The 13,984-nt window shown below is 60.3% G+C and carries 16 protein-coding genes and 1 pseudogene; 13 read left to right on the top strand and 4 right to left on the bottom strand.

Annotated elements, in window-relative coordinates:
- Positions 1-35 precede the first annotated feature (35 nt).
- Positions 36-1,286 carry a diaminopimelate decarboxylase gene (gene lysA, locus AB5Y50_RS17780; protein ID WP_010672700.1) on the bottom strand — a complete coding sequence of 417 codons (1,251 nt, stop codon included), beginning with the start codon at positions 1,284-1,286 and terminating at the stop codon, positions 36-38.
- Between the two features lie 20 nt (positions 1,287-1,306).
- The gene (locus AB5Y50_RS17775) at positions 1,307-1,507 is read right to left on the bottom strand and encodes a lipoprotein (protein WP_010672699.1); all 201 of its coding nucleotides are present in this window, start codon (positions 1,505-1,507) and stop codon (positions 1,307-1,309) included.
- A gap of 73 nt (positions 1,508-1,580) precedes the next feature.
- Here AB5Y50_RS17775 and cyaY point away from each other — a divergent pair, with 73 nt between their 5' ends.
- Together cyaY and AB5Y50_RS17765 are read left to right on the top strand one after the other, a co-directional pair.
- On the top strand, positions 1,581-1,895 hold the full coding sequence (gene cyaY / locus AB5Y50_RS17770) for an iron donor protein CyaY (protein WP_010672698.1): 315 nt from the start codon (positions 1,581-1,583) through the stop codon (positions 1,893-1,895).
- On the top strand, positions 1,892-2,545 hold the full coding sequence (locus tag AB5Y50_RS17765; RefSeq protein ID WP_103259395.1) for an alpha/beta hydrolase: 654 nt from the start codon (positions 1,892-1,894) through the stop codon (positions 2,543-2,545). Before cyaY ends, AB5Y50_RS17765 begins: the two co-directional genes overlap by 4 nt.
- Positions 2,546-2,732: 187 nt before the next feature.
- Here AB5Y50_RS17765 and AB5Y50_RS17760 read toward each other — a convergent pair whose 3' ends face one another.
- The gene (locus AB5Y50_RS17760) at positions 2,733-5,252 is read right to left on the bottom strand and encodes a class I adenylate cyclase (RefSeq protein ID WP_368163139.1); all 2,520 of its coding nucleotides are present in this window, start codon (positions 5,250-5,252) and stop codon (positions 2,733-2,735) included.
- Positions 5,253-5,574: 322 nt separating this feature from the next.
- Between AB5Y50_RS17760 and hemC the strand changes: the two genes are divergently transcribed.
- The 6 genes and pseudogenes from hemC to AB5Y50_RS17730 all read left to right on the top strand — a co-directional run.
- Positions 5,575-6,504, top strand: a complete 930-nt coding sequence (hemC, locus tag AB5Y50_RS17755; RefSeq protein ID WP_048208942.1) for a hydroxymethylbilane synthase — start codon at positions 5,575-5,577, stop codon at positions 6,502-6,504.
- 46 nt (positions 6,505-6,550) lie between these two features.
- The gene (locus AB5Y50_RS17750) at positions 6,551-7,285 is read left to right on the top strand and encodes a uroporphyrinogen-III synthase (RefSeq protein WP_048208940.1); all 735 of its coding nucleotides are present in this window, start codon (positions 6,551-6,553) and stop codon (positions 7,283-7,285) included.
- Complete coding sequence (locus AB5Y50_RS17745; protein ID WP_280094237.1) at positions 7,282-8,358, top strand: uroporphyrinogen-III C-methyltransferase; 1,077 nt, start codon at positions 7,282-7,284, stop codon at positions 8,356-8,358. The genes AB5Y50_RS17750 and AB5Y50_RS17745 overlap by 4 nt, the downstream gene beginning before the upstream one ends.
- A 10-nt stretch (positions 8,359-8,368) precedes the next feature.
- Positions 8,369-9,532, top strand: coding sequence for a heme biosynthesis HemY N-terminal domain-containing protein (locus tag AB5Y50_RS17740; RefSeq protein ID WP_042879393.1), 1,164 nt, complete (start codon positions 8,369-8,371; stop codon positions 9,530-9,532).
- A 58-nt stretch (positions 9,533-9,590) separates the two neighbouring features.
- Positions 9,591-9,725, top strand: a complete 135-nt coding sequence (locus tag AB5Y50_RS17735) for a hypothetical protein (RefSeq protein ID WP_010672691.1) — start codon at positions 9,591-9,593, stop codon at positions 9,723-9,725.
- Positions 9,707-10,101, top strand: a pseudogene (locus AB5Y50_RS17730) (DDE-type integrase/transposase/recombinase); the annotation flags it as partial. The gene AB5Y50_RS17735 and the pseudogene AB5Y50_RS17730, both read left to right, overlap by 19 nt.
- 74 nt (positions 10,102-10,175) lie before the next feature.
- Here AB5Y50_RS17730 and pmbA read toward each other — a convergent pair.
- Positions 10,176-11,519: a metalloprotease PmbA gene (gene pmbA / locus AB5Y50_RS17725; protein ID WP_319882985.1), complete on the bottom strand. Its 1,344-nt coding sequence runs from the start codon at positions 11,517-11,519 to the stop codon at positions 10,176-10,178.
- A gap of 78 nt (positions 11,520-11,597) precedes the next feature.
- Between pmbA and AB5Y50_RS17720 the strand changes: the two genes are divergently transcribed.
- The 5 genes from AB5Y50_RS17720 to AB5Y50_RS17700 form a co-directional block, all read left to right on the top strand.
- Complete coding sequence (locus AB5Y50_RS17720) at positions 11,598-12,155, top strand: hypothetical protein (protein WP_201883624.1); 558 nt, start codon at positions 11,598-11,600, stop codon at positions 12,153-12,155.
- 4 nt (positions 12,156-12,159) lie between these two features.
- On the top strand, positions 12,160-12,342 hold the full coding sequence (locus tag AB5Y50_RS17715) for a hypothetical protein (RefSeq protein ID WP_040318810.1): 183 nt from the start codon (positions 12,160-12,162) through the stop codon (positions 12,340-12,342).
- Between the two features lie 269 nt (positions 12,343-12,611).
- Positions 12,612-13,010, top strand: a complete 399-nt coding sequence (locus tag AB5Y50_RS17710; protein ID WP_043163075.1) for a hypothetical protein — start codon at positions 12,612-12,614, stop codon at positions 13,008-13,010.
- A gap of 450 nt (positions 13,011-13,460) precedes the next feature.
- The gene (locus tag AB5Y50_RS17705) at positions 13,461-13,673 is read left to right on the top strand and encodes an Hha/YmoA family nucleoid-associated regulatory protein (protein ID WP_010673871.1); all 213 of its coding nucleotides are present in this window, start codon (positions 13,461-13,463) and stop codon (positions 13,671-13,673) included.
- Positions 13,674-13,686: 13 nt separating this feature from the next.
- A partial coding sequence (locus tag AB5Y50_RS17700; RefSeq protein WP_368163135.1) for a recombinase family protein occupies positions 13,687-13,984 on the top strand: 298 nt, incomplete at its 3' end.

Raw genomic sequence — 13,984 nt, 5'->3', positions numbered from 1 at the left:
CGCTCTCACATGGAGGAACGCTGAAAATCCATCCATCACGGCAGCAGGTGCTCGCCACGCCAGAGATCCGCCAACTGCTCCCGCTCACGGATGAGGTGCGCCTGGTCACCGTCCACCAGCACCTCGGCCGCACGGGGTCGGGTGTTGTAGTTGGAGGACATGGTAAAGCCGTAGGCGCCAGCGGAACGCACCGCCAGCAGGGAGCCCTCGGCAATCGCCAGGGTACGCTCCTTGCCGAGGAAGTCGCCGGTCTCGCACACTGGGCCCACCACGTCATAGAGTGCCTTCTCGTGGGTCGCCCGGCTGTCCACCTCGATGATGTTCATCCAGGCGCCGTAGAGGGAGGGGCGCAGCAGATCGTTCATGCCGGCGTCGATCAGGGCGAAGTTGCGAGTCTCGCCGGGTTTGAGGAACTCGACCCGGGTCAACAGCACACCGGCGTTGGCGACGATGGCGCGGCCCGGTTCGAACAAGAGGGTCAGATCCCGGCCCGCCAGCTTCTGCTTGAGCGCCTCGGCATACTCGGTGGGGTGCGGCGGCTGCTCGGCGCCGTAGTTGACCCCCAGACCGCCGCCCACGTCCAGGTGATGGATGTGGATGCCTTCCGCCGCCAGCTCGTCGATGAGCTTGAGCAGCTTGTCCGCCGCCTCCATAAAGGGATTCAATTCAGTGAGTTGCGAGCCGATGTGGCAATCCACCCCCTTGATCTCGATGTGGGCCATGGTCGCCGCCTTGCGGTAGATGGCGGGCGCCTGTTCGATGGGGATGCCGAACTTGTTCTGCTTGAGGCCGGTGGAGATATAGGGGTGCGTGCCTGCGTCGATGTCCGGGTTGACCCGCACCGAGACCCGCGCCTTCTTGCCCATGCTGCCTGCGACCCGGTTGAGGCGCTCCAGCTCGGCTTCGGACTCCAGGTTGAAGCAGAGGATCTCTTTTTCCAGCGCAAGGCGCATCTCGGCTTCGCTCTTGGCGACACCGGAGAAGACCACCTTGGCCGGATCACCGCCCGCCGCCAGCACCCGGGACAGCTCGCCGCCGGAGACGATGTCAAAGCCCGAACCGAGACGTGCCAGCAGATTGAGCAGGGCCAGGTTGGAGTTGGCCTTGACCGCGTAGCAGATCAGGTGGGGAATGTCGCCAGCCGCCTGGTCGAAGGCATGCCAGTGGCGTTCCAGGGTGGCGCGGGAGTAGACATAGAGCGGAGTGCCGTACTGGTCGGCAAGCTGTTGCAGGGGAAGCTGTTCGGCCTGAAGCTGACCGTCTGCGTCGTAGTTAAAGTGATCCAAGGGGGCGGTTCCTTCCTAGATTATTGCGGCGCGGCCTCTGAGGCCGGTGTAGCGGTCGCAGGCGAGGCGGCTTGCGGTGTACTCTCTGTCTTGGGCTGTGTCTGCTCTGCAGGTGCGGGCTGTTCGGCCGGCGGCATGTAGAGCGGCCCCGTCAGGCCACAGGCGGCCAACCCGAGCGACAGCGACGCGGCAAACAGGCACTTGGTGAACTGGGTAATCATAATGGTTCGCTGCGAAAAAATTTTTGGCCCTCTATAATCGCACTCACATTGTTAAAAGCAACAGGATAAACCGATGAAGGATCACGAGTATCACGCCCTGACCGACGCCTTTTTCCAGTATGTGGAAGACACCATCGACGAGGGGTATCCGGATATCGACTGCGAACGCGCCGGCGGGGTGCTGACCCTGAGCTTCGAGAACAAGACCAAGGTCATCATCAACAAGCAGGAGCCCCTGCATCAGATCTGGGTCGCCACCCGGGAGAACGGCTTCCACTTCGAGCTGCGCGGTGACAGCTGGATCGACAACCGCTTCGGCGACGAGCTCAAGGCCCTGCTGACCCGGGCCTGCACCACCCAGGCCGGCGAGCCCGTGGTCTTCTCATGACGGATCTGCATCCCGAAGGTGCCCGCCATGCGGTGATCTGGCTGCACGGGCTGGGGGACTCCGGCGCAGGCCTCGCCCCCCTGGTGGAGGCGCTGGCCCTGCCCGCCGACCTGCCCGTCCGCCATCTGCTGCCGGATGCGCCCGAACGCCCCATCACCATCAACATGGGCTACCGGATGCGCGGCTGGTACGACATCAAGAGCTTCGAGGATCCGGCGGATCGCGCCGTGGAGTCCCATGTCAGGGAGTCAGCGGCCCGTATCGCCTCGCTGATCGAACAGTTGGTGGCCGAGGGTTTCGCCCCCGAGCGCATCGTGCTGGCCGGCTTCTCCCAGGGGGGCGTCATCGCCTCCTTCACCGCCCTGCGCCATCCGGTGCCATTGGCAGGCCTGCTCTGCATGTCCACCTACCTGGCTGCGCCCAACACCCTGCCCGGCGAGATGAGCGAGGCGGCCCGCGCCCTGCCCATCTGCTACATGCACGGCATCTATGACGACGTGGTGAACCTCTCCATGGGCTGGGACGCCAAGAACCGGCTGGAAGCGGTGGGACTCAGCCCCGAGTGGCACGAATACCCCATGCGCCACGAGATCTGCCGCCCCCAGCTGGGCGACATTCGCAGCTGGTTGCTGGCCCGCCTCGGCGCCTGATTGTCGGCTCACGGGTAAGATAACGGCCTGCATCAGCAGGCCGTTTGCTTTCATCCCTGACGACGATGCTCGACGGCATCCCCCCACTGGCTGCGCCCCCTCCACGCCTGATTCCCGCACCACGGATACGACAACGGCCTGCATCATGCAGGCCGTTTGCCATCTTGCCGGTGCTGTTATCAGCGCATCATCCTACTTCCCGCGCCGCTCCTGGGGTGTCCCGCTGCGGGCTCTGGCTGCGGTAGGGGATCACATCGAGTTTGTCACCCACCTGCACGATTTCGTAGTACTGGGGCAGGTTGAAGTTGCTGAACTGACCCGCATTGCTGAATCGCTCGTGACCCGAGGTGTAAAACCGGTTCACCCCCTGTACCAGTTCGTCCTTGTTGCCGGCGAAGTGCTGGTAGATCTCCACCCGATTCGCCTCGTCCAGGATATAGATGTTGGTGCCTGCATCCCGGGTATCGAAGAAGAACTGCACCAGCCCTTCGCTGGCGTAGGCGTCGACGATGCCGGGCAGATGCTGGCTGTGAGTCTTGTCGAGGCGCAGCGGCAGGTGATCCAGCTTGTTGTGGGAGATGTGACGGTAGAAGTCGATGGCGTTTTCCAGCTTCTTGACCGACACCCCGCGCCGCTCGAAGAAGATGCCGTACTTCTCCTTGCCGAGCGCCAGCGTCTTGACAAGCTGCTGCTTGTCCCGGGCCAGACGCAGCTCGATGCATTCAGCCACAAGCTGCTGGAAGCGGGTGCGCACCAGGGAGCGGAAGTGCTGGCTGTAGCAGAACACCTCGATCATCTCGGGGGCCACGGCGTCCTGGTGCATCTTGCCGAGGATGGTGGTGAGGGCGTCCACCACGGCTTCCTCTCCCTCGAAGTGCAGGGTGCGGATCTCGCTCCAGGAGTTGCGATAGACGAGATCCACGGATCCCACCAGACACTCCTGGTTGCGACCGAACGAGAAGACATCGGCGGCGTTGGCATCGAACTCGATCACCTGCCCCACCCAGTGGCTGGACGGGTCCGTCTCCAGGTTCAGGAAGATGGAGAGCTGGCGGATCTCGCACGGCCGGCTCAGAGCCAGGTTGGTCGCGCGGGGATACTTGACCGGGAAGGTGCCGGAGAGATCGCGACAGAACTGATGCAGGTTGTCGATGTGCAGATCCGAACCCTGGTTGAACAGGTGCACCCGGGACTGGGGCGTCAGCAAGCCGTTGAAATAGGCCCAGGCCACCAGCTTGCTGATATAGCCGTTATATTCGAGCGGCGCCCGGCCGATGATGTCGGCGGGTTCGAGGGAATGCTTGTAGAGATACCAGCCGGCGCGATTCAGGCGGCCGTGGGGTACCTGTACCAGGCTGAGATCCGGCTCGCCGAGATCCGGCGCAATCTTGAGGTTGATGCGCTGCACCTTGCCCGGCAGGCTCTCGAATGCGGCATAGAGCTTGCGCGACAGGATGCCGATGTCTTCCGGGTTGATGGACTCGCTGATGTTGTTGCGCCGGGCGAACTGGATGAGATTGCGGTAGCTCTGCATCAGGGCCTCCAGCAACTCGGCGTAGGCCACCTTGACGTCCTCGACCTTCCACTCCTGGCGGTGATCAAGGTGGTAAAGGCGCTCCGGACTCCAGCCCCAGTAGGCTACCAGCTGGGCCATCTGCTCCCGGCGCCAGTCCGGGGAGTGATCTTCCTTGGGATGGCTCAGCCCATCGCACACCTTCAGATAGAAGCAGCGACGCACCAGATCGAGGCGCTGCATGTCGCCGATGGACTTGAGGTAGTTGGTCACCTTGTCCAGCATCAGACAGTAGTTGTCGAGGCGGTAGTGCATCCCCTCGTTGTGCTGGAACCAGTCGCGACTGGTGACCGACAGCAGCCGGGTGTTGGGATACTCGTGGGAGTAGGCCTCCATCAGCACCGACTTGAGCACCGCCTTGTAGGGGGAGTCGATCCCCTTGTAGAGCTGCCACAGGGCGGAGCCGAAATACTCCTCGGCAGGAATGCGATCAAAGCCGCCGAGATCGAGCCAGTCATCCTGGCTCAACTTGCCGTGGGCAAACAGGCCGTTGACGTAGTCGTCGTAGTGATCGTCATATTCGGCCGGCACCAGATACCAGAGCAGCCGCTTGCCGGCGATATGCATGGCACTGCGGTAGAACTCGTCAAGCAGCAGCAGGTGCTGGGCGCTGCCGCAGCTCTCCCCCTGCATCTGGGCATCGTTGCGCTGACGGAACTTGTCTTCGGGGATCAGGAAGAAGTTGAGATCGACCCCCCGCTGCTCGGCCCACATGGAGAGGTGCTGGCACTTCTGTTCCAGCAGGGCGAGGCGCTCGCTTGACAGACCGGCCACGTGGCAGACCCAGATGTCGAGATCCGAGTGGCAGCACTGACCGATGGAGGAGGTGCTCCCCATGGAGTAGAGGCCCTGGATGGACTTGTCGTGGGTACTGAGACCGCCCTGGCAGTTGGCGTTCTGGCAGAGATCCTGGATGAAGGCCTGCTGGGCCTCGTTGGCGACAAAACTCCAGATACCATGAGGCACATCCCCTGCCACATAACCGGGCAACAGGGGGTGATTGAAGTGCAGCATGACAGGCAGCAAGTGGAAAACCTGCTGCCCGTAGCGACTCATGAGATCCAGCGCTCGTTGCGTCTTGAGACGATTGAGTTCGTCGTAGCGCGCCACCAGCGTGTCGAGTTTAACCAGCAATGCCCTACCTATGGGGAAGAGAAATGACGCACCAAAACGGGGAGACGTCAAAAAAGTGTGATCATGTTAACAATGCAAACAGCAGTGGTAAACAAGCCCGCACACAATCACCGGATTATTTCTGACCCCGTTCGTAACGGTATCAGTGGAAAGCAATAAAATTGCTTATTTTCAATAATTTAAAATCAATTATTGGCTGAATGAAAATAATTTTCAGCCCCCGTTTTTGAGCTTGGCCCCGCTTTTGCGGGCTGCGCCATGAAAGCCCCTGCAAAGGGTGGTAAGATCGTTTTCCTCTCAAAAGATGAAACAACTGATTGATATGGCAGCCCGAACCCTGAAAATTGCCACTCGAAAGAGCCCACTGGCCCTGTGGCAGGCCAATTTTGTGAAAGATCGGCTGGAGGCACTCCATCCGGATCTGCAGGTCGAACTGGTGCCCATGAGCACCCAGGGTGACAAGATCCTCGACACCCCCCTCGCCAAGGTCGGCGGCAAGGGGTTGTTCGTCAAGGAGCTGGAGACTGCCATGCTGGAAGGGCGTGCTGACATCGCTGTCCACTCCATGAAAGACGTACCGGTGGAGTTCCCCGATGGACTCGGCCTGCACACCATCTGTGAGCGCGAAGACCCGCGTGATGCCTTTGTTTCCAACCATTTCAACCAGATAGACGAGCTGCCTCAAGGGGCCGTGGTCGGCACCTCCAGCCTGCGCCGTCAGTGCCAGCTGCGCGCTGCCCGCCCTGATCTCGTGATCCGCGACCTTCGGGGCAACGTCAACACCCGCCTCGCCAAGCTGGATGCCGGTGAATATGACGCCATCATCCTGGCCGCCGCCGGCCTGAAACGACTGGAGATGGCCCATCGCATCGCCGCCTTCATCGAGCCCGAGCAGAGCCTGCCCGCCAACGGCCAGGGGGCGGTCGGCATCGAATGCCGCCTCGACGATCACGAGCTGCATGCCCTGCTGGCGCCGCTCGAGCACGCCGAAACCCGCATCCGGGTGCTGACCGAGCGCGCCATGAACCGCGCCCTGCAAGGGGGCTGTCAGGTGCCCATCGGGGCCTATGCCCTGGTACAGGGAGAAGAGGTATGGCTGCGTGGCCTGGTGGGCAGCCCGGACGGTGCCCGCGTCATTCGCGACGAGATCCGCGGCCCCCTGGCAGAGGGCGAGGCACTGGGCCACACCCTGGCCCAGCGCCTGCTGGCCGCCGGTGCCGACGTTATCCTGGCCGAGGTCTACCGGGCATGAGTGCAGCACAGCCAGGTTCGCGGTCATCTGCCCGGAGCGCCCCCTGATGGTCCCCCTGGTGGTGCGCCCGGCCGCCCAGGCCAACCAGCTGGTGCAGATGCTGCACCAGTTGGGTCATGCACCGCTCTGCTGTCCGTTGCTGGAAACCCGGCCGGGATGCGACCTCCCTCACCTGAGTGACATGCTGCGGGAGGCGGACCTCGTTATCGCCGTCAGCATGCATGCCGTTCATTTTGCACATCATTTTCTGTTGCAAACTGGTCAGACCTGGCCACATATTGATTACTTTGCAGTCGGCCAGGCGAGTGCGGATGCCTTCGCCGAGGCGGGCATCCAGGCCCTGTGCCCGGCCGATCCCCGCAGTGAAGGGCTGCTGGCCCTGCCGGCACTGCAAGGGGTGAGTGGCCGCCGAGTGCTGATCCTGCGCGGCAACGACGGGCGGGATCTCATCGCCCGGACGCTGGCCTCACGGGGCGCACTGGTGCACTATTGTGCCACCTACGAGCGCCACTACCCCGATCTTGACGGGGACGCATTGACCCGCCACTGGCAGGCAGCCGGGCTCGACAGCCTGCTCATCACCAGTGGCGAATTGTTGCAGCGGTTGCTGGCCCTGGTGCCCGGCCCGCAGCACCCCTGGCTTTATGACCGCCTGCTGGTGGTGCCCAGTCCCCGGGTGGCCGAGATGGCAGAAGGGGCTGGTTTTACCCGTATCGTGATTGCCCAAGGTGCATCCAACCAGGCTCTGGTGGCCGCCCTGGAACTGAGGAAGATGGAATGACTGAACAGCAAGAAGTCCAGCCGAGTGCCGCGGCCACCGTGGCCGACAACAACAAGCCCGCTCCCGGAACGACAGGGAGCAAGAAGGGCAGCTCTGGCACCGTGCTTGGCGGCATCGCCATCCTGCTGGCCCTGGGGCTGGCCGGTGGTCTCTATGTGCACGGACACCAGAACGCCGTTGCCCAGCAGGCCGAACTGGTAGCCCTCAAGCAGCAACTGGCCGACGCCATGACCAGGATTGAGCAGGGCAGCAGCAAGGATGCCGAACAGATCGGTGCCCTCGGCAAGAGCCAGCAGCAGTTGCAGGAGGCGCTGGACGCCTTGCAGACCAAGGTGCTGGATCTGGACGACAAGCGCCCCAATGACTGGATGTTGGCCGAATCCGAATACCTGGTGCGCATGGCGGGCCGCAAGCTGTGGCTCGAACACGACATCGTCTCCGCCATCACATTGCTCGGCAACGCCGACGAGCGCATCAAGGCGCTCAACGACCCCAGCCTGATGCCCATTCGCAAGGCGCTGGCGGAAGACATCGCCAAGCTCAAGGGGATGCCGCGGGTCGATCGCGAAGGGTTGACCCTGAAGCTGGCCGCCCTCTCGGACCAGATCGAGCTGCTGCCCCTCTCCACCGTCAGCATGCCGGAAGCCAAGAGCGAGCCCGACCAGACCGTCAGCACCAACCCGGACGAGTGGCAGAGCAACCTGAAGAAGAACTGGGTCAAGTTCACCGAAAACTTCATCACCATCCGTCGCCGCGATGGCGCCGTGGAAGCCCTGCTCTCCCCACAGCAGGAGATCTTCCTGCGGGAGAACCTCAAGACCAAGCTGCTGCAGGCCCAGCTCGCCGTCTATCGTGAACAGCAGTCCCTCTATGTCGACAGCCTGGAGAAGGCCCAGCGCTGGCTGACCCAGTATTTCGATGCCAACAACAGCGCCACCCAGTACATGCAGTCCGAGCTCGACAAGCTCAAAGGCGAGCAGATCCAGTTTGACTACCCGGATCAGTTCAAGACCCAGACCATGCTGGAACAGGTGCTGACCGAACGCCTGCAACGCATCCTGGCCGGCAACTGAGGAGGAGACCATGATTCGTCTGATCGTCATAGTCGCCGTGATGGTGGCGGGCCTCATCTTCGGGCCCGAAGCCTCCGGCAACAAGGGCTATGTGCTCATCTCGCTGGGCAACTACACGGTGGAATCCTCGGTCACCAGCGCGGTGATCCTGGCGGTGCTGTTCTACGGCGCCCTGCTCATCGTGGAATGGGTGCTGGCCCGCCTGTTCGGCCTGCGCCGCAAGACCCAGGGCTGGTTCGGTTCCCGCCGCCGCCGCAAGGCCAACCTGCAAACCGTCAATGCCACCCTGGCCATGGCCGAGGGGCACTACAACCAGGCCGAGAAGCTTCTCATCAAGGGCGCAGACAACAGCGACACCCCGCTGCTCAACTACCTGAGCGCCGCCCGGGTGGCCCAGGCCCGGGGCGATGACGTGCGCCGGGATCACTACCTGCAGAAAGCTCAGGAAGAGAACCCCAAGGCAGAGCTGGCACTGACCCTGATCCAGACCCAGTTGCAGATTGAGCAGGGCCAGTACGACAGCGCCCTCGGTCGCCTCGAGTCCATCTATGCCCTCAACCCGCGCCACCCCATGGTGCTGGATCAGCTGCGTCAGGTGTATCTGGCCCGTGAAGACTGGGCGGCCCTCATCGATCTCGCCCCTGCCCTGCGCAAGGTGGGCAAGCTGACCGCTCAGCAGGAAGAGGCCCTGCTGCACCAGGCGTGGTGCGGTCGTCTGGAGGCCGCCAGCGGCTCCCTCGACACCCTGCGCACGGTCTGGCAGGGTCTGCCCCGCAAACAGCGCCAGGATCCCGTGCTGCTGGCCAGTTACGGGGATCGCCTGCGCCGATTGGGGGCCGATGCCGAAGCCGCCGATCTCTGGCTGGAGGCCCTGCGCAAGGATCCCTCCCCCGAGCTGTTCGCCCGCCTGCCCAAGCTCAAACTGGACGACTACCAGCCCATGCTGACCCTGCTCAGAAAGATCCAGGATCAGCCGGGCGCCGAAGCGGCGCTGGCCCGGGTCTGCCTGCTGGCCGGTCAACTGGACGAAGCCCAGCGGCTGCTGGAGCAGGAAGTGGCGAAGGCGCCGGATGCCGCCCTCTACCACGCCCTCGGCCAGGTGATGGACAAGCGCCGCCTGACCAACAAGGCCAACGAGTACTACCGCCAGGCATTGCAGCTGGCCGACGTCTGATCGGCGCATCTGCCTGAATATGGTTTGCATCTTCTCCTCCGAATAGATGGAGATCTCGATGGGACAGGGCGTAAACGAACACAACACAATTACTCTGATTTTTAAACTGGCCCTGGTCGAGCAGATTGAAGAAGGCAAGCTCACCTATAAACAGACGCAGACGCGTTATGACACTCAGGGCCGCTCTACCTGAGCTAGGTGACGGACACCTGCTCACGCAAAATAGTGGCAACTAAGAGATGAATGCCGAGTCGATGGTGATCGAGAAAACACTGAAGCAACAACGTGACCACGGAGAGCTTATTCATCATTCGGACCACCAGGTGCAGTATTGTTCGGGGTTGTATCAGTCATTGCATGAACAACACGGGGTCAAATGCTTGATGACAGATACTCATAACTGTCACCAAAATGCACTGAGATCTTGAAAAGAGAGTCACTGCTGCAAAGCCTGCAGAGGCTGGCGCAGGCAGGGAAAAGTGCGAAAGGCAGTGGATACTTATAACCTGGAGCAACCGCATCAGGCATTGAAATACAGAACCCCTGATGTGACGCATCGGGGGTTCTGAGTGCTAAAAGCTAGCTGAAAATGTGTAGACCTATCTCAGGACTAGACACCATATTCCAGATCGGACGGAGGGGATCAGTGCCCCGCCAGTTTCATCTGCTCGACCAGTACGGAGCCGGTCTTGAGGCTGGAACGCTCATCCTCATCACTGCCCACCGCCACGATATGGCTGAACATGTCGGCTAGATTGCCTGCAATGGTGATCTCCTCCACAGGATAGAGGATCTCGCCATTTTCAACCCAGAAACCGGCTGCGCCGCGGGAGTAATCACCATTGACGATGTTGACCCCCTGCCCCATCAGCTCGGTCACCAGCAGGCCGGTACCCATCTCCTTGAGCATGCCCTGGAAGTCCTGGCCGGTATTGGAAACCTGCCAGTTATGGATACCCCCGGCATGGCCCGTGGTGGTCAGGCCCAGTTTGCGGGCGGAGTAGGAGGTGAGCAGCCAGCTCATCAGCTCGCCGTTGCGGATGATGTCCATGTCGCGGGTGCGAACCCCTTCCCCGTCGAACGGGGTGCTGGCAAGTCCTCCCGGCAAGTGGGGGAACTCCTGGATGGTGAGCCACTCGGGCAGGATCTGCTTGCCCAGTTTGTCCAGCAGGAAGCTCGACTTGCGATAGAGGTTGCCCCCGCTGATGGCCATCACCAGATGGCCCCACAGACCGGCAGCGGTATCGGGGTGGAACAGCACAGGGGCATGGCGGGTGCTGATCTTGCGAGCCCCCAGGCGGGAAACAGTGCGCTCCACCGCCTCGTCAGCGATGCGCTGGGGGCTCCACAGCCCGCCCAGGGAGCGGCTGGAGGAGTAGCCGTAGTCGCGCTGCATGTCGCCATCCTGCTCGCCGATCAGTACGCAGCTCAGGGAGTTGCGGGACGCTGCATAGCCTTTGACGAAGCCGTGGCTGTTGCCATAAACCTTGACGCCCAGGTGGCTGGAGAAACTGGCTCCGTCAGAGTGCTTGATGCGGGCATCCCGTCCCAGGGCCAGCCGCTCGCACTCGATGGCCAGCGCGATGCCACGCTGGGGATCCAGCTCGATTTGGTGGCACAGTTGCAGGTCCGGGGCATCCCAGGCCAGCAGATCCGCATCCGCAAGACCGGCGCAGTCATCGGGAGAGGTGTGGCGGGCGATCTCCATGGCCGCTTCCACGGCGGCGCGAATGGCCGGCTTGGTCAGATCCGTGGTGGAGGAGGACCCCTTGCAACCATCGCGATAGACGGCGATGCCGAGTGCGCCATCCTTGTTGAATTCGATGCTTTCCAGCTCGCAGCCCCGGGTGTTCACCGAGAGGCCGGTCTGTTTGCTGATGGAGACTTCGGCAAGCCCGGCGCCCAGCCCTTTCGCTATCTCAAGGGCCTCGGCGACCACGGCCTCGAGATGGGATTGATCCTGGCGGATTTGATCTTGCTGATCCACTACCATTTACGTAAAACCTTATAAATCAATTGGTTAAGTGACTGCTCATAGTGTTTTTCATACCATGAGGCAGACCAAATGGCATCCCCCATTCTACAACACAGCGATCAGCTTGTCGCCACCATAGCCAAGCTCCCGATGTCCACCTTCGGGACCCCCCGAGTCAAAGAGGTAGCCCTAGTTCTCGCCAAGAGCCTGAACAAAGCCCAAGGCTGGTCAATCGTGATGCGCGTCAAGACAATCGCTGCGAAGGCGTTCTGTTCTCCCCGTACCGTCCAACGAGCCTTGAAGGTGCTGGAGACGTCTGGCCTCTTCCAAGTGATACGCCGGAAACACGCCACGGTTGAGGACTTCAACTTTGCCTCTGTGTATAAGCTAGGGCCTGCCCTTCGTTCACTTTTCAATCAACTTGTCACCACCCCCTGTCACGGGAGTCGGGGTAAGTCTTTGACTTCTTCTAAACAGAAACAAAGCAACAAGAATAAAGCCTCCTCTCTTTCATCTGTGAATAAGTTCGCCCTATTCGACCGCAAGCGAGTCACCAAGACACCGGAAGAGTGGGAGGCCAGTCAGAAGGCCAGCCAAGAGCACAACAGGAGCGCCCTACAGAAGCTCATAGCGATGATGAAGGGATGACCCTATGGATGCTTGGGGGATAGGACCAGCGATCAAGCAGGAGTGGCTACAGGAGATCCTGCTGCCCTTCCTGTGGGATGAACTGGAAGAGTTCGAGGAAGATGGAGAGGACGCCCCTCTGTCGCCCTGTGGCATCCCCTTTGACTGTCTGGACTGTCGATTGTGTGAATACCTTGAGAGGACGTAATGATGACCGAGCGTAAAACTCTGGTATGCGTGGAGGCTGGGCTGGGGGTTGCTGAAGGGCTGGTATTCCCTGTGCTGGGAGAGAATGGAAGCGTGTGGGAGATCCTGTTGGGCGGTGAGTACCGGAAGGTCAACAAGAGGTCTGGCCGTGTGCAGGGCTGGAAGACAGGCCCGAGGTTTCAAGCGTACTCCAGCGACTCTCTCGCTTAGCTTTGACCAGCCAGATAAAGACGGTTAAATTGCTGAGAATACAGTCAAAACGGAGCAAGCATGAACACTAAAGCGATTAGTTACTCAATACTTGGTGCAGGATTTATGATCGCGCTGGCGATTTACACTACCCAAGACTCATTCAGCTTTGCCAAGCTATTTGGGAAGAACCGTGATGTTATGCAGGCAGTTGAAAAGACGCTTGTTGATCCTGGCTCTGCGAAATTTGGCGACATCGTAAAGACTGAGTTGGGGTACTGTGTCGAAGTTAACGCGAAGAATCGTCTTGGTGCGTATGTGGGGACTTCGGTTTACTTTGTCTCGAACCTTGGTCTTCTGCTTGCTGAGCAAAATAATGCGTACAATGCGAGCGTCAAAGAAGTGCCTTCTGAGCTAGTAACGGATTTGTGTACTGGCAATAATACATTCGAGACCATGCAATTTATCCAGAGTCTCTAAGAAGGACTTGAGCGCAAGATTACTTAGGGTCAGCTTTGAGTCTGACCCTTGGTAAATTCTGGAAAAAATCTGAAGGGCTATTTCAGTGATAAAGCGCCCGTGAGTTCCCCCCGTATACCCCCCAAGAACCAGCCATTAGACAGCCCTGCTGTCCTCTTTCTCTCACCACCTGAGCGTCTGTCTGTGCCTCTTTTTGTACTAGCCCCAAGCCATCCCATTGCTAACACATAGGCGAGCCCCTGCGTCTTCCTATCGCCTCCTGCTGTGTCTCTCTGCCTGTCCCTGCGTCCCATTAGGTATACCCAGTGTGACGATTTTTCACATAGGGTATTGACCGTCTCATTTCTGTTTCATAATCTATGTCCCATAGGATAAAGACATTAATGTGACAGCGTGACACCGACAAGACTCACGTTGAAGCAATAGGAAGAAGATGAAGGAGATTTCCGCATGAATGACTTGGTTATCAGGCTTCGCCGATTCAAGGACAGGAAGTCACTGGATAGAGTTGCCCCAAGGATGCTTGATAAGGCTGCTGCTACGGGCCTCCAAGAGGAGCTGAAGGTCATCGCAGCGATTGACCACCGGCAAGCAGAGATAGCTGCTGGAAGGCATTTTGATGCGGGGAAAGTCCCTATGACAGCTTGGGCATTGGTTGATTGAGTAGGAGAGAGTGATGGGACAGGTTATCGGTTATGCACGTGTGTCGTCTGTCGGTCAATCGTTGGATGTTCAACTGGATAAGCTGACAAAGGCCGGTTGTGAGCGTGTGTACCAAGAGAAGGTATCAGGGACCAGCACAGATGGCCGTGAGCAACTAGCCGAACTCCTGCGGTATGTCCGAGAGGGGGACGATGTGGTGATCACCAAGCTGGACCGTCTGGGCCGTTCTCTCGCTGACCTGCTGGACATTACGGAACAACTGGAAGCCAAGGGCGTGACCCTGCGTGTACTGGACCAGAACTTAGAGACGA

This window comes from Aeromonas sp. s6 (assembly GCF_040907815.1).
Taxonomy (GTDB): domain Bacteria; phylum Pseudomonadota; class Gammaproteobacteria; order Enterobacterales; family Aeromonadaceae; genus Aeromonas; species Aeromonas caviae.
This window is presented reverse-complemented; position numbering and strand designations above follow the sequence as displayed.

What these genes read in the sequence shown, in the direction of transcription:
- cyaY (WP_010672698.1), top strand. Translation starts at nt 1,581, where the DNA reads ATGAAGGATCACGAGTATCACGCCCTGACCGACGCCTTTTTCCAGTAT.
- AB5Y50_RS17710 (WP_043163075.1), top strand. Translation starts at nt 12,612, where the DNA reads ATGAACACTAAAGCGATTAGTTACTCAATACTTGGTGCAGGATTTATG.
- AB5Y50_RS17745 (WP_280094237.1), top strand. Translation starts at nt 7,282, where the DNA reads ATGACTGAACAGCAAGAAGTCCAGCCGAGTGCCGCGGCCACCGTGGCC.
- AB5Y50_RS17705 (WP_010673871.1), top strand. Translation starts at nt 13,461, where the DNA reads ATGAATGACTTGGTTATCAGGCTTCGCCGATTCAAGGACAGGAAGTCA.
- AB5Y50_RS17775 (WP_010672699.1), bottom strand. Translation starts at nt 1,507, where the DNA reads ATGATTACCCAGTTCACCAAGTGCCTGTTTGCCGCGTCGCTGTCGCTC.
- AB5Y50_RS17750 (WP_048208940.1), top strand. Translation starts at nt 6,551, where the DNA reads ATGGTCCCCCTGGTGGTGCGCCCGGCCGCCCAGGCCAACCAGCTGGTG.
- AB5Y50_RS17740 (WP_042879393.1), top strand. Translation starts at nt 8,369, where the DNA reads ATGATTCGTCTGATCGTCATAGTCGCCGTGATGGTGGCGGGCCTCATC.
- AB5Y50_RS17735 (WP_010672691.1), top strand. Translation starts at nt 9,591, where the DNA reads ATGGGACAGGGCGTAAACGAACACAACACAATTACTCTGATTTTTAAA.
- hemC (WP_048208942.1), top strand. Translation starts at nt 5,575, where the DNA reads ATGGCAGCCCGAACCCTGAAAATTGCCACTCGAAAGAGCCCACTGGCC.
- AB5Y50_RS17715 (WP_040318810.1), top strand. Translation starts at nt 12,160, where the DNA reads ATGGATGCTTGGGGGATAGGACCAGCGATCAAGCAGGAGTGGCTACAG.
- AB5Y50_RS17765 (WP_103259395.1), top strand. Translation starts at nt 1,892, where the DNA reads ATGACGGATCTGCATCCCGAAGGTGCCCGCCATGCGGTGATCTGGCTG.
- AB5Y50_RS17720 (WP_201883624.1), top strand. Translation starts at nt 11,598, where the DNA reads ATGGCATCCCCCATTCTACAACACAGCGATCAGCTTGTCGCCACCATA.